Here is a 14,353-nt window from a genome sequence, read left to right on the forward strand (position 1 = left end):
ATGGTGGCGACACTGGCAGCGCTGACGGCATGTGGCACCCTGTCACGGATGGAAATCGATTCTGACAATGCATCGAGCGAGCGCTACGCCATCAGCGGCGATCTGCGCAAGGAAGTCGATGCGCTGGCACAGCCATTGATTGACAACGGTACTACGCCAGGGCTGGTGGTCGGTGTTGTGCTGCCCGATGGCAGCACGCAGAGCTTTGGTTACGGTACGACCGAACATGCGGTGAGCGGCCATCGTCCCGACGGCGACACCCTGTTTGCCGTCGGTTCGGTTAGCAAGGGCTTTTTGAGCGCAACGACGGCGGTACTGGTACAGCAGGGCGTGTTCGCATGGAACGACACTCTTGAACAGTTGCTGCCACCCGGTACGCCACTGAGCGACTCCGCACGCAAGATCACCTTGCTGCAACTGGTCACGCATACATCGGGCTTGCCGCGGCAGCCATTTACGCCGCAAACCTTGCTGTACTTCGTGGAGTATCTATTTACGGGGGCGAGCTTTTACCGGCATTTTGACCGCGAGTACCTGCTGGCCTACCTTGCCGATTTTGATGCGCCCGCAACGACGGCGCCCAATTATTCGAATATCGGCTATGGCTTGCTGGGACATGTGCTGGAACTGCGTACCGGCAAAAAGATGGATGCCCTGGTGCAGGAAACCATATTGCAACCACTGGCACTCGCTAGCACCGGTTATCGTCCACAGGGTTTGCCTGGCTTTGCTGCGCGTGCCCATGGTCATGTGGGCGATCAGCCCAAATTCATGCGACGCGGGAGCGAAGCGCCGGATTGGGAGTTCACCGATGTGTTGACGGGCTCGGCTGCATTGTATTCGACGGCGAATGATTTGTTGCGCTATGCACGGGCGAATATCCGGGGTAGTGATGATCCCGTGCTGGACCGCGCCTTGCTGGACACTTTGAGCGTGCGGGTTGACCGGCCAGTCGAGGCGGCGGCACTGGCCTGGCTGGTGGATGATATCGATGGCAATAAAATCACCTATCAGGTGGGTTTCGTGGCGGGCTACTCAAGCTATATCGGTCTCGATGTCCAGAATCGGACGGGCGTGGTGGTATTGCAAAACAGCTTTAACTGGACCAATAGCATTGGCCACCGTTTGTTGTTGAGAATTTCCAAACGAAAATCTATTTAAATGTAAAATTGTGGTTAAGATAACTAATGGAGTAATCGTGAAACATGGTTTTAAGCTGTTATTCGTGATGATGTGTAGTCTCGCCATTGCAGGATGCAAGAGCCGGCCGGTGCCGCGTTCCGCCTACCAGACGACCTTGCCGCAAGCGGGCACGGTGGTAACCATTGGCATTGGCGAAAGAATGTTGACCAAGAGCGATGCGTTGGAAACGCGGGCGCTGATTCTGGCGCAGGACCAGCCTCTCGGCGAGTTTGTTGTGCGTAAGGGAACGTATCCGCAAATTGCAGACAAGGAAGAATATCAAACCTTTGGCGGCGTGGTGATCGCGAATGCGCAGGGCACCGTTGCCAAGCATAACAAGCTGCATCTGTTTAGCAAGGATGGTTCCGTATGCATTGGACGTGCGCCGTGTGCGAAGTTCGATTACGTGATGGGCGTCACGACGAACTATCAACAGGCGAGTTTTCAGAGTACCTTGATTTACAGCGGTCGTATCGGTGACAAGATCACCCTGGGGTATCGTGAATTCGATCGCAACATGGCACGGCCGGCGTTCAGTAATGATGTGACTTACGATTTGTCCGAATCCATGATCCTGGGCTATAAGGGGGCAAGGCTGGAAGTGCTGCACGCGAGTAATACTGAAATTAGCTATAAAGTCCTGGCAGGGTTTGATTGATACGTGGCTGTGTCGCGGCGCAGTTTGTGTGGCCACGGCGGCCGCGCCATTTCAGTACTGAGTGAGCATTTCAGTGCCACGGCATGCGAATGTCGGGACGGCACGATGATGACGGGTGTGGCCTTGAGGGACGAGTTCGTGAGGTTGAAAGCAGGTAGTAGCAAGTAAGTAGCAGATAAGCAAGCAGCAGGGAAGTCGTCCCAATCGGTGGCGGGCGCCATCTGGCAGGCCGATAGTGCTCCAAAATCATTCCAATAAAAAATAGAAAGAGAATATACAAAAGTATCAAAAGCAGTCATCGTGGCCGGCGCATTGCTGTCAGTGTCCATGCTGCAAGGCTGCGCCACGCGCATCAAGGCATCGTCGACGGCCAATCCGCCGCCGAGCGAGGCTTTCTCGTCGTTTGGCCGCATTGAAGTCAAGTCAACAGTCTTTGCCGAAGGCTACAAGGGCAACCAGGCCGCCATGGCGAAAATCGACGAGAATATCCGCAAGGACCTGGCCGAATCGCTGACCAGCTGGAATGCCGCCCCGGCCAATGGCGGCGTGTTGATCATCGAGCCTATCGTCGAAGAAATCCAGTTCAAGAGCGGCGCCAAGCGCGTATTCCTGGGACCATTGGCCGGCAGCTCCGGCGTGCGCATGCGCGTCATGATCCGCGACAACAAGGGCGCCCTGGTCGCGACGCCAGAGTTCTTCCAGCGCGCCGACGCGATGGCGGCCGGATTCACGTTTGGCGTGCACGATAACCTGATGCTGACCCGCATCGCCAACCTGACCAGCGCTTACATCAAGGCCAACTATGTACGTGCCGAAGGCGGCCCGACTGGCGCCGACAATAAAGCGGTCGAAGCAGCAATGACGAACTAAGATGGGCGCGGCGCGCAAGCGCCAGCAGACCTGCTGAGAATGGCAGCGCCGGGCAACCGCGCTGCCATTTTTACCGCATGCATGCTGGCAATTTGTGGCAGACTGCGCCTTTACGTATCCAAATATTGTCATGCCACCAGCTTTCCCCGGTAACGGCGCCAGCATCTGGCTGCTCGATTCCCGCAGCATTGATCTCGCGGAGATCAGCCAATATGAAACGTGGCTGGGTGCGACGGAAGCGGCCCGTTATGCGCGGTTTGCGCGGCCGCTGCGGCGGCGCCAGTTCCTGCTCGGGCGCGCCTTGCTGCGAACGGCCATGGGACGGATGCTGGGGCTGTCTCCGGCGGCCATCGCGCTCGAGGAGCGTCCGGGCCAGGCGCCGCGGCTGCTGGCGCCCGCCGGCGGTCCCTACTTCAGTATTTCGCACAGCGGCCACTGGATCGCCTGCGCGCTGAGCGGTACTATGCGGCTGGGACTCGATATTGAGTTGCGCGACCCGCGGCGCGACGTGCTGGCGCTGGCGCGCCAGGCGTTTGGCGCGGCTGTGACCGCCGAGCTGGAAGGCTTGCCAGCGGATGAGCGGCTGGCGCTGTTCTGCCAGCGCTGGAGCGAGGCGGAGGCGCGCTACAAGCTGGGCATGGATGCGGCAAGCTGCGTGACCTTGGCGCATGCCGAGCTGTCCATCGTGCTGTGCAGCGCGGCGCCGCTGGCGCAGGCGCCCGACTTGTTATTGTCCGGCCTGACGCCAGACTAATTCCCCCGCACGACGATCTCCTGCACCTGCGGCTCGCGCTGGCGCATGAAGCGCACGATGGAGTCGACGGTGACGACATCGATCTGGCGCGTCATGCGGCGCTCGAACGGGTGGTCGTCGAAGGCGATATTGGCGCGGAACATGCGCGCGCCCAGGCGCGTGGCGGCGGGGATGCTGAGCGTCTGCGGCGCGTAGCTGGCGCTGCGCAGCCAGCCTTGCGCTTCGGCGCGCGTCTCGATCTTGCCGGGTTCGTTGCTGGCGGCGGCCAGGGTTTCCAGCACCCACTGGTTCGAATTCTGGTACTTGGTGGAAAACGGGTAGGCCAGCATATTGTAGTGCGCTTCATGCAGGCGCTTGGGCGTGTTGCTGGTCAGCAGGCGCGCCAGTTGCTGCTGCGTATCCTGGGCCGGAATCAGGATCAGGGTTTCATACATGAACACATCGTCCATGAAGAAATTGCCCAAGCCTTCGTTGTACAGCGACGATTGCGCCGTGCCGCATTCATTGAGTTCATGCACCACCAGCCAGCGGCCCTTCGGATGGTCGCGCCAGGCCAGCGCCATGTGCGAATAGCGCAAATGGTATTTCGACAGGTCCTGGCCGGCGCGCGCCAGCAGCGCCACCTGCGCGCCCGAAGCGTCGAGCGCCTGCAGGGTCTTTTGCGCCAGGTCCATCGATTTGACGAGGGTGGTCGCATCCGTTTGCTTTTCCTCGCACGAGCGCCCCGCATGGGCGGCACCGGCCAGGGCCAGGCTGAGAACAATGACGGTCAGGCGTTTCATGGGGTTCACGCTTTCGAATGGTGGAGGATGGCATTGCCGGCCGCGTTCGGCACATAGGCGATGGCCTTGCCCGACAGCATCAGCATGTGGCCCGTCGAGACGGCCACTACCTTGACGGCCGTGCCGGCCGCCAGCGACAGGCCTTGTGTGGCCTTCTGGCTCAGCTTGACGGAGGCCGTGGCCGCCTGCGAGGCACCGTTGGCCGCGCTTTTGAGCACGAGCACGCTGCCGTCGGCCACGTCTTCCACCTTGTCGATGACGATTTCACCGGCGGCGGCCAGCACCGACATGGAGCCGACCAGCACGATGGCCGAGGCCATGCTGGCGTTGTCGGACGCGTTGGTGGTGTCGGAGTTGGCCTGGGCCAGCGGCGCCAAGCTGGCGGCGCACAGCAGGGCGGTGGCGAGCAACTGTTTCATGGGATTTCCGTTCTTCATGGTGCTTACACTTTGGAGTGGTGCAGCAGCGCCTTGCCCAGTTCGTTCGGGATGAAGGCGATGGCCTTGCCGGACAGGACCAGCATATGGCCGGTGGACAGCGCCACCACGTTGACCACGGTGCCGGCCGCCAGCGACAGGCCCTTGGCCGCTTGCGTGCTCATCTGGATGGACGCGCCGCCCGCCTCGGAAGCGCCTTTCAGCACGATGACGATGCCTTCGCCCACCGTTTCCACGCTGGCAACGACCACCTGGCCGGAGGCGACCAGCATCGACATGGAGCCGGCGACGACGATGGCGGAACCCTGGCTGAGGTTTTGCGAGCCTTTCGACAGGTTCTCCGAGGCGGCGGCGTGGACCAGGCCGGGGGCGGCCACGGAGAGCGTCAACAGCGACAGGGACAGGCAGAGGGGCAGCAGGCGTTTCATGTGTTTCTCCTTCAAGTGTGCCAAGTGGCAACGCCATCATTGTAGACTGTGGGCAATTGGTCAATGAAAACGCTACTCGTAGCGGGCAGGCATACCGCAGGTAGCGTATTGCGCTACTTTTTTGCCGCCGGAACCGATGCTATTTTTATAAAGGAAGTGCATGCCGCAAACCCACGCCCTGATCGAGGCCCTGAAACGCCTGTTGAAGGCGCGCGCCGTCACGTATGCCGAGCTGGCCCAGCGCATCGGCGTGTCCGAAGCCAGCGTCAAGCGGATGTTTTCGCAGAAACAATTTACCCTGCAGCGGCTGGACCAGATCCTGGTGGCCGTCGGCAGCGATTTCCAGCAGCTGGCGCTGGCCGTGCAGTCAGCCCAGGCGGCGCCCACCCTGATCACGGGCCTGACGTATGCGCAGGAAAAGGAAATCCTCGAGGACACCCGGCTATTCGTGGTGGCCGTCTCCGCCCTGAACCTGCTGCCGCTGGAACAGATCGTCGCCATCTACGACATCAGCGAAGCGCAAGCCGTGAAATACCTGCTGCGCCTCGACAAGATCGGTTTCCTGGAACTGCTGCCGAATAACCGGGTCAAACTGCTGGTGGCGCGCACGTTTGCGTGGATACCGAACGGTCCCATCCACACGTATTTCAAAAGGAAGCCTATGGCGACTATTTGAATTCGCAGTTCGATGGCGAAACGGAATTGCTGCGCCTGGTGAACGTGATGCTGTCGAAGAAATCGACGGCGGCCTTGCTGGAACGGCTGAAGCAAGTGGCGGTGGAATTTTCGCAGCAGCACCAGGAAGACGCGCGCTTGCCCGGCAACGAGCGCTTGGCCATCAGCTTCATGCTGGCGGCCCGTCCCTGGATGCCGCAGACGTTCAAGGCGCTGTTGCGGCAGTGAGTCGGCGAGTACCGCGCTCAAGTGGCTAATGTTCCTGCTTGTCGGTACTGCCTTGCTCCTCTTTCATCTGCGTCAGCAAACGCCAGGCGAAAAAGCCCAGCACGCCCACGCCCAGCAACAGTGCCGCCCACAGTGCGGCCAGGTGCCACGGTGCCCCGTCCTTGGTGACGCGCGGGAGGGGCGCCGCGCCGGCGTTGGGCTGGAGCGGGCCGGCGTTGGCCGTCTTGAGTGCCAGCAGTTCGTCCGCCTTGAAGCCGGGCGCCACCTGCGACAGCGGCTGCGCGACGGCGGCGGCGTCGCTGTTGCCGAATGCCAGCTGGTAGGGCGGCTTGCCGCTGGCCAGGAAGACGACAGTGGCTGGTGTCCAGCCCAGGCGCAAGCCGGGCGCATTGCCGGCGGAGAGCGGGTGTTCCGTGGAGGTCTGCAATACCCATTCGCCGGTCTGCGTCACGGGCATGGCCAGGTCGCCCGAGATCCGTTCCTTGCCATCGAGGCCGATGCGGTAAAACGTCGTGCTCAGCAAGGGATCGAAATACGCGCCTTGCGCGGGACGCGCCTGCTGGCGCAGGTGCAGCCGGTGCCGGGGAACATAGTTGTTCTGGCGATACACGCCCAGGGTCACGGGCAGCACCGTATTGGTCAGCGTCAATTGCAGGGCGATGCTGTCGGCGGGAATGGCGAGGGGCGTGGCGTAGCGCCATTCATTGTCCTGCTTGCCGGGCGCGCCTTGCAGCACGACGCTGGCGCGCGGCGCGGCGATGTCCGTTTCGCTGACGGCTTGCGCCGTGATCGCCGCAAAGGCCAGCGGCTCGCCCGCTTGCCAGCTCAGGCGTGCATAGCGAAACGCGCGCGGCGCAAAGGCGATGCTGTCGTTGGCCAGGGTTTGCGTGTCGCTGTTGCTGAGCCAGTTCAGGGTGGTGGTGCCGATGGCGTCCCATTGCTTCAGGTCATCACTCACTTCCAGCAGCACTTGCGCGCTGTAATTGTCCGTGCGGGCCGGCGGCGTGAAGCGCAAGGCGGCGATGCGCTTGTCTTGCGCTTGCTTGCCCAGGTCGAGGATCAGCGCCTGCAGCGCGGCCGTGCTCGCTGCCGTGCCGGCGCGCGTGCTGACCGACAGCAAGCGGCCATCGTCGGCCGTGCGGATGTCGATGCCTTGCAAGCCATCGCCAGTTGCCGGCGCGCCTGTCACGGGGAAGATACGGGCTGGAATGTTCGTGCGCTGCGTGGCCGATTGCGCGGGCGGCGCGCCGATGGCGTAGGTCAGGCGCTTGCCGTCGGCGTCGAACAGGCGCAGGTCGGCCAGGCTGGCCGAGCTGGCATGCAGGTAGACTTCCCTGGGCAACGCCAGCTGGACGATGCCCGCGCCGGTCGGCGACTGGATGGGCATGCTCCAGCGATAGTCCTGCGGCCGGTCCTGGCCAGGCGCGGCCAGCGCCGCGCCTGCCATCAACATGATGCCGGACATGGGTGTGGTTTTCATGTTGCTCCCGCTTGGGGTTCGGCTGGCGCTGGCGCGGCAGCCTTGGGGAAGGGGCCAGGTAGCCGATCAAGACCATCAGCAAGCCGACACCCACGAAAGACACGATGCGTTCGATGCCGCCCACGTTCGACAGATCGATCAGGAACAGCTTCAGGACAACCAGTCCCAGCAGTACGGCGCCCATGCTCCATTGCTGGCGCCGCTGTTGGCGGGCCGCATGGCGCATCAGCAGCAGGGCCGTGACGCTCCACACCAGCGACAGCATCGCTTGCACGAACTGCGAGGCCAGCATGGCGTCAAACGTGTAGGGCACGCCGAGGTAGTGCGACACCGTGCGCAGCAGCATCAGGTTGAACCAGCCGTACAGCAAGCACGCGGCCACGACGGGCAAGCGCGCTTGCCACAGGGACGGCAGGGGGATCTGGCCGGCCGGGAATAAACGGTAGCTGGCGATGGCCAGCAGGACGGCAAAGCCCGTGCTCAAGTCCAGAGGATTGAGCAGCGGCAAGTAGGGCAGCGGCGCCATGGCGCCGTCATCGACAATATTCCATGCGGCGATCAGCAGCAGCGACCACAGGGCGCCCAGCGGTATCAGGGTGCGCTGGTACCACGCGGCAATCGGCGCCACCGGCCAGGCGCCGGCGCGGCAGCGGCGGATCAGCCAGGCCAGCGCCAGCATCATGGCCCAGGCCGGCAAGTAGCGGGCCCAGGCGGGGCTGACGCTGCCTTCGTGGCGCGCCAGCCAGGCGCCCACATGCATGGCGCCCACGGGCCACAGCATCAGCCATGGCGCGGCCGTGCGCAGCGTATGCAACAGGCGCAGCGCGCGCACGTCGAGTGGCCAGCCCGCCTTGGGCCAGGCCAGCAGCAGGTATTCGCCGGCCGCCAGGGCGCCAGCCAGGGCCAGCCAGCTCAAGCCCGTCGGCAGGTAGTCGCGCACATACAGCGCCAGCAGCATGTTGGCGCTCCACAGGCCCAGGCCGAGCCAGGCAGCCACGGTCAACCAGCGCAGCTGCGGCCAATCGAGGCGCCGCGCCAGGATGGCGAACAAGGGCGTCGTGACGCACACGGCGAGCAGGTACAGCGCCAGCCAGTGCTCGCCCGCGTGCGGCTGCAGTTCCAGGTCGCCGTCGATCAGGCGCAGCAGCCAGCTGGTGAAGGGCATGAGGATGGCGGCAAACCACAGCAAGCCGCTCCACACCAGCAGGGGACGCGCTGCCAGCGCCAGCAGCGCGTCGCCGCCGCGCGCGCGCAGCGCCAGGAAACGGGCGCTGGCAAAGGCGGCGGCGCCCAGCAGCAGGGCGCTGAGGAAGGAGCCGCCGAACAGGCTGGCCGGGTGCTGGTCCCAGGCCCAGCTGGCGCGGCTGAGCATGACCATGCCTGCCAGTACCTGCACGGCCAGCAGCAGGGCGCGCGGCGCATGCCATTGTTCGCGCCGCGCCAGCGCCGCCAGCAGGGCCGCCACTGCCAGCGCGCTGACGGTCAGCAGATTCAGTTGCGTGGCGGCGTCCGTGCGCAGCAGGATCTCGCTCCAGATGCCGCCCAGCAGCCAGGCGGTGGCGGCCGTCAGGAACAGCACGGACATGCTGCTCATGAACTCCGGCTGCAAGTGGCTGCCGTGGCGGCGGAAATTGTAGGCCATCACCAGCGCGGCGGCGGCCAGCAGCGCGCAGCCGAGCCAGATGTTGGCCTGCAGGGCCGATGCCGTATCGAGTTCCTGTATGGCGGTGAGGAAGGCAAGCCAGGCGGCCCCCTGCACCAGCAGGCCGAAGGCCCAGGCCAGGGTCTGGCGCTGGCGCAAGCCGACCCAGACGATGCCCGCGCCTTCCAGCGCCCAGGCGGCCGACGTCCAGCGGCCATCGAGGGCGAACGGGATGGCCAGGGTGCCGAAGACGATGCCCAGCGCGAGGAAGGCTTCGGCCAGCAGTTTGAAACCGTTCCTGCGCCACAGGGCCACGGCCAGGCCAGTGTAGGTCAAACCGGCGGCCAGGGCGGAAAACGCCAGACCAAATTCAAAGTGCCGGACCAGGCCGTATTGCAGGCCCATGGCCGCCAGCGGCGTGCCGAACACGAGCGTGCCATCCACGTAGTGTTTCAGGCGCGGCGCCTGGCGTGCGCAGTAGGCGATCGCGATGCCGATATAGAACAGCACGAACAGGATCAAAAACAGTTGCGTCGACAGATAGTGCTCGGGAGTGTAGCGCAGCAGGCCCCAGGTGGTGGCGACGACGAAGGTGAAGCCAAAGCTCAGCACATTCAGGACGCGCCAGGCGCGTTGCAGGGCGATGGCGAAGACGCCCGCATTGAGCAGCGCGTAATAGCTGAACAGGCCGATATGGTTGCCGCTGCCCGTCGACACGAGCAGGGGCACGGCAAAGCCGCCGACGATGCCGAAGACGGCCAGCCAGACGGCGTTTTGCAGCACGGCCAGCAGACACGTGAACGCCGTCAGCACGAACAGCACGGCAAACGCCAGGCCGGCCGGGATCAGTTCATACAGGCGGAAGGCGCCGAACGTCACCAGCATCAATATCGCCAGCGCCGTGCCCTGCAGCGGCAGGCTGATGCCGGGGCGGCTGAGGCGGATGCGCCAGGCCCAGGCCAGCAGGGCGATGTCGGCCAGCGCGATGCCGGCCAGGCGCAGCTCGATGGGCAGCGTGACCTGCGCCGACACGTATTTGAGCAGGAAGCTGACACCGAGGAAGAGGATCAATAAACCCAGCTTGGCGACCAGGTTGCCGGTAAACAGCCAGTTCTTCGCCTTGGCAAACAGGCCATCCGGGCGCGCGATCCAGGACGGGGTGTTGGTGGCGGCGGATGCTGGTTTGGCAGGCGCCGGCGCGGTAGGCGGCGCAGGCCTGGGCGGGGCTGCCGCCGGCACTGCCGGTGCGGCCTTTGCCAGTTCGAGCGGCTCGGTCATGGCCGCTTGCGGTACCGGTGCCGGTGTCGGCGCGGAAACAGGCACAGGCGCCGGTACTGCACTCTCCTCGGCGGGCGGGGCAAGTGGCGCGTCGGCCTGGCCTTCCAGCGCTTGCAGGCGCTGCTGGATGCCGTTGACTTCCTTGCGCAGGCGCGCCGTCAGCAGCTCCAGGTCGGCCACCTTTCTGCGGTATTGCAATGCCTGCACAAAGGCGGCAATCAGCAAGCCAAGGATGAACAGCGTGATCAATCCAAACATGGAGTAGCTTTCCTGGAAGGGCAGGGCGAAGGCGCCCGAAGTATGCGCACATTACCTTATTATCAAGAGACAGGCGATTTCTGTTGTGTCAGGGTAAGTACCGGGGACGGCATCAGGAAGACGTGGCCAGCATTGCGCGGCAGGCTGTTTTCCGTATTGACGCCAAGCAAGATGACGACATTCAGATTGTCGCGCGCAGGATAGTGCTGTATTTTAGCAATTCCTTAATTGCCGGTTCCCCATGCCATGAGTCAAAGCAGCCAGTTTTCCTTATTGTCGCAGCGCCGTTTCGGGCCCTTCTTCTGGACCCAGTTCTTTGGCGCCTTCAACGACAATCTGTTCAAGACGGCCCTGATGGTGATCCTCGCCTACGATGCGCTGAGCTGGACCACGCTCGACCCGTCCACCATCACCAACCTGATTCCCGGCCTGTTCATCCTGCCCTACGTCGTGTTTTCGGCCACGGCCGGCCAGCTGGCCGACAAGTTTGAAAAGGCGGGCCTGGCCCGTTTCGTCAAATGGATGGAACTGGCCATCATGGCCGTGGCCGCCGCCGGCTGGATGACGCACACGCTGTGGCTGCTGGTGGCCGCCGTGGTGGGCATGGGCATCCATTCCACCCTGTTCGGCCCCGTGAAATATGCGTATCTGCCACAACAACTGAAACCCGAGGAATTGGTCGGTGGCAATGGCCTGATCGAGATGGGCACCTTTGTCGGCATCTTGTTGGGCGAAATCCTCGGCGCCGTCTTGATCGTGCACAAGCCGCTGGGCGTGGAACTGGTGGCGGGCGCGACGATCGCCGTGGCCGTCTTGGGCCTGATCGCCAGCTACCGCGTGCCGCGCACGCCCGCGCCCGAGCCGGAGCTGAAGGTGAGCCTGAATTTTGTCGCCGAATCGTTCCGCAACCTGAATTTTTCGCGCAAGAACCGCCCCGTCTTCCTGGCCATGCTGGGCAACTCCTGGTTCTGGTTCTACGGCGCCCTGATCCTGGCCCAGTTCCCCGTACTCGAAGGATTTCCTGCATGGCGACCACAGCGTGTTCGTGCTGCTGCTGACGGTGTTTTCCGTCGGCATCGGCACGGGTTCCTTGCTGTGCGAACGGCTGTCGGGCCACAAGATCGAGATCGGCCTGGTGCCGTTCGGCTCCATCGGCCTGTCGCTGTTCGGCATCGACCTGTATTTCGCCAGCAATGCCTACGCGAATACGCACATCGTCGATGCCCTGGCGTTTGTGGGCCAGGCCGGCGTGCCGCGCATTTTGCTCGACATCGTCATGATCGGCGTGTTCGGCGGCTTCTTCATCGTGCCCCTGTTCGCCCTGATCCAGACGCGTTGCGACCCGAAACACATTTCGCGCACGATCGCCGGCATGAATATTTTGAACGCCCTGTTCATGGTGGCTGCCGCCGGAGTGGCCATCGTGCTGCTGGGACAAGGATTTACGATCCCGCAGCTGTTCCTCGTCACGGCGATTCTGAATGCGCTGGTGGCTGCCTACATCTTCTCGCTGGTGCCGGAATTCCTCATGCGTTTCCTCGCGTGGATACTCATCCAGACCGTGCATCGGGTCAAAGTCGTCGATGGCGAGCGCATCCCTGCGGAGGGGGCGGCCGTGCTGGTTTGCAACCACGTCAGCTACGTGGACGCCATCGTCATCATGGCGGCCAGCCCGCGCCCCATCCGCTTCGTCATGGACCACCGCATCTTCAAGATGCCGCTGATGGGCTGGATTTTCCGCACGGCCAAGGCGATTCCCATCGCGCCGGCCAAGGAAGATCCTTTCCTGATGGAAAAGGCCTTCATCGATATCGCGCAAGCGCTGCATGAAGGCGAGCTGGTGTGCATCTTCCCCGAAGGCAAGCTGACGCGCACGGGCCAGATCAGCGAATTCAAGGGCGGCATCGCCAAGATCGTCGAGCGCAGCAAGGTGCCCGTGATTCCGCTGGCGCTGCGCGGTTTGTGGGGACATCTGTTGAGCCATCGCAATGGCCATTTGTTCGAGCGCGCCTTCAAGGCGGGTTTGCGCTCGCGTCTGTCGCTGGCCGTGGGCATGCCCGTGGCGCCCGAGGCCGCCACGCCGGAACTGTTGCAGCAAAAGGTGCAGGAGCTGCGCGGCAAGTGGAAATAAGCGCTATGACGTTGTCTGCGTAGCCGTCCCTTCCTGCCGTGCCAGGTGCGCGCGCAGCAGGGCGGTGATGGCGTCGAAATCCACGGGTTTCGTCAGGTGATGGTCGAAACCGGCTTGCTCGGTGCGCGCGCGCGCTTCGCCCTGGCCCCAGCCCGTCAGGGCGATCATCAGCACGTCGCGCCCGTGCGCACGCTGGCGTATCTGGCGCGCCGCCTCGTAGCCATCCATGTCCGGCATGCCCAGGTCCATCACCACCAGTTGCGGCCATACCCTGTCGACGGCTGCCAGCGCCTGCGCGCCGCCATACGCGACTTGGGCGGCATAGCCCTCGAGCTGGAACAGGCTTTGCAGGGAATCGGCCGCGTCGCGGTTGTCGTCCACCACCAGCACTGGCACGGGCTGGCCCGCGCCGGCGGGCGTGTCGCTTCCGGCGGCGGGCGGCGTGGCGGTCGGGGGCGCTGGCGCCGGCCGGCAGGGTGACGATGAAGCGGCTGCCGCGTCCCGGCCCGTCGCTGTAGGCCTCGATGCTGCCGCCATGCATTTCGGCAAATTGGCGCGCCAGGCTCAGGCCGATGCCCAGGCCGCTGGTTATCTGGCCCTCCACCGTGCGTCCCTGTTCGAACATGGAAAAGATGCGCGCGATGGCGTCCGGGTCGATGCCGATGCCATTGTCTTCGACCATCACCTGCAGCTGGCCTTGCGCCAGGCGCGCCGTAATGTGGATGAGCCCGTCGTCAGGCGTGAACTTCACGGCATTCGAGACGATATTGGTAAAGATCTGCACCACCCTCGCATAGTCGGCATGCAATGTGATGGGATGCGGCGGCATATCGCGGGTGATGCGGATGTGCCGGCTGCTGGCCGCGGGTTGGCATAGTTCGATGACATGCTCGAGTACTTGCTGTAACTCAAACTGCTTGCGCTGCAGCAGGACCTTGCCGCTGGTGATGCGCGCCACGTCGAGCAAGTCATCCACCAGCCGCGTCAGGTGCGTCACCTGGCGTTCGATCACGTCGCTCACCTTGCCGACCTGCTCAGATGCCGGAAACAGGTGCTTGAGCAGGGCCACCGACGACTTGATGGGGGCCAGCGGATTGCGCAGTTCATGCCCGAGGCTGGCAATGAATTCGTCCTTGCGCCGCTGCGTCTCGCGCACCTGGTACTGGCGCCGGCGCGCGCGCAGCATGGCGTGCGCCGAGGTGATCAGGGTCAGGATGTGCACGGGGCGTTCCAGCAGGGTCAGGTTGCCCAGGGCGGCGATGGCTTGGCGCACGGGCAGGGAATCGAGTCCCGCGTGCGTCAGCAGGATGATGGGCAAGTCGGACCAGTCCGGTTGCTGCCGGGCATAGGCGTCGAGCACGGAATACACGCCCGCATGCAGCGCCTCGTCGACCGTCAGTACGCCGCCGGCGCCCAGCGCCAGCTGCTCGGCCAGTTCGCCCGGCGAGCGGCAGGCGTGGCTGGCGATGGCGCTGCCCGCCAATACCGTGCCGGCCAGGGCGGCATCCTGGCCGGCAGGCGCGTAGATCAGGATGCGCTGCTCCATGGCA

11 protein-coding genes and 3 pseudogenes are annotated in these 14,353 nt (G+C 63.8%); 7 read left to right on the forward strand and 7 right to left on the reverse strand.

Features of this window, described 5'->3' with window-relative positions; genetic code table 11:
* The 4 genes from ACRHIG_RS11295 to ACRHIG_RS11310 all read left to right on the forward strand — a co-directional run bounded on the left by ACRHIG_RS11295 (position 1) and on the right by ACRHIG_RS11310 (position 3,464).
* A complete protein-coding gene (locus ACRHIG_RS11295) occupies positions 1-1,161 on the forward strand; it encodes a serine hydrolase domain-containing protein (protein ID WP_489630214.1) in 1,161 nt (386 codons plus the stop codon).
* 37 nt (positions 1,162-1,198) lie between these two features.
* The gene (locus ACRHIG_RS11300) at positions 1,199-1,840 is read left to right on the forward strand and encodes a hypothetical protein (RefSeq protein WP_139091605.1); all 642 of its coding nucleotides are present in this window, start codon (positions 1,199-1,201) and stop codon (positions 1,838-1,840) included.
* A 300-nt stretch (positions 1,841-2,140) separates the two neighbouring features.
* On the forward strand, positions 2,141-2,710 hold the full coding sequence (locus ACRHIG_RS11305; protein ID WP_489630215.1) for a hypothetical protein: 570 nt from the start codon (positions 2,141-2,143) through the stop codon (positions 2,708-2,710).
* A 130-nt stretch (positions 2,711-2,840) separates the two neighbouring features.
* Positions 2,841-3,464, forward strand: coding sequence for a 4'-phosphopantetheinyl transferase family protein (locus ACRHIG_RS11310; RefSeq protein WP_489630216.1), 624 nt, complete (start codon positions 2,841-2,843; stop codon positions 3,462-3,464).
* Here ACRHIG_RS11310 and ACRHIG_RS11315 read toward each other — a convergent pair.
* Genes ACRHIG_RS11315 through ACRHIG_RS11325 form a run of 3 tightly spaced genes read right to left on the reverse strand, consistent with a single transcriptional unit; the run spans position 3,461 to position 5,111 of the window.
* A complete protein-coding gene (locus ACRHIG_RS11315; protein WP_489630217.1) occupies positions 3,461-4,246 on the reverse strand; it encodes a DUF2145 domain-containing protein in 786 nt (261 codons plus the stop codon). The two genes, ACRHIG_RS11310 and ACRHIG_RS11315, sit on opposite strands and share 4 nt — an antisense overlap.
* A 5-nt stretch (positions 4,247-4,251) precedes the next feature.
* On the reverse strand, positions 4,252-4,665 hold the full coding sequence (locus ACRHIG_RS11320; RefSeq protein WP_489630218.1) for a hypothetical protein: 414 nt from the start codon (positions 4,663-4,665) through the stop codon (positions 4,252-4,254).
* 23 nt (positions 4,666-4,688) lie between these two features.
* The gene (locus ACRHIG_RS11325; RefSeq protein WP_251350458.1) at positions 4,689-5,111 is read right to left on the reverse strand and encodes a hypothetical protein; all 423 of its coding nucleotides are present in this window, start codon (positions 5,109-5,111) and stop codon (positions 4,689-4,691) included.
* Between the two features lie 160 nt (positions 5,112-5,271).
* Between ACRHIG_RS11325 and ACRHIG_RS11330 the strand changes: the two genes are divergently transcribed.
* A complete protein-coding gene (locus tag ACRHIG_RS11330) occupies positions 5,272-5,787 on the forward strand; it encodes a helix-turn-helix domain-containing protein (RefSeq protein ID WP_489630219.1) in 516 nt (171 codons plus the stop codon).
* Entirely contained in the window at positions 5,784-6,014 is a 231-nt protein-coding gene (locus tag ACRHIG_RS11335; RefSeq protein WP_489630220.1) for a hypothetical protein, read from the forward strand. Before ACRHIG_RS11330 ends, ACRHIG_RS11335 begins: the two co-directional genes overlap by 4 nt.
* 25 nt (positions 6,015-6,039) lie before the next feature.
* On the opposite strand, the gene ACRHIG_RS11340 is transcribed toward ACRHIG_RS11335, so the two are convergent.
* Both ACRHIG_RS11340 and ACRHIG_RS11345 read right to left on the reverse strand, forming a co-directional pair.
* Entirely contained in the window at positions 6,040-7,494 is a 1,455-nt protein-coding gene (locus tag ACRHIG_RS11340) for a DUF3999 family protein (protein ID WP_489630221.1), read from the reverse strand.
* A 103-nt stretch (positions 7,495-7,597) separates the two neighbouring features.
* Positions 7,598-10,672, reverse strand: a pseudogene (locus tag ACRHIG_RS11345) (DUF2339 domain-containing protein); the annotation flags it as partial.
* Between the two features lie 246 nt (positions 10,673-10,918).
* On the opposite strand from ACRHIG_RS11345, the pseudogene ACRHIG_RS11350 reads away from it, so the two are divergent.
* Positions 10,919-12,803 (forward strand): annotated as a pseudogene (locus ACRHIG_RS11350) (MFS transporter).
* Between the two features lie 3 nt (positions 12,804-12,806).
* Here the strand turns inward: ACRHIG_RS11350 and ACRHIG_RS11355 are convergent.
* On the reverse strand, positions 12,807-13,340 hold the full coding sequence (locus tag ACRHIG_RS11355; RefSeq protein WP_489630793.1) for a response regulator: 534 nt from the start codon (positions 13,338-13,340) through the stop codon (positions 12,807-12,809).
* A pseudogene (locus ACRHIG_RS11360) lies at positions 13,330-14,349 on the reverse strand (sensor histidine kinase); the annotation flags it as partial. The pseudogene ACRHIG_RS11360 and the gene ACRHIG_RS11355, both read right to left, overlap by 11 nt.
* Between the last annotated feature and the right edge of the window lie 4 nt (positions 14,350-14,353).

It is taken from the genome of Janthinobacterium sp. C22 (assembly GCF_057919405.1).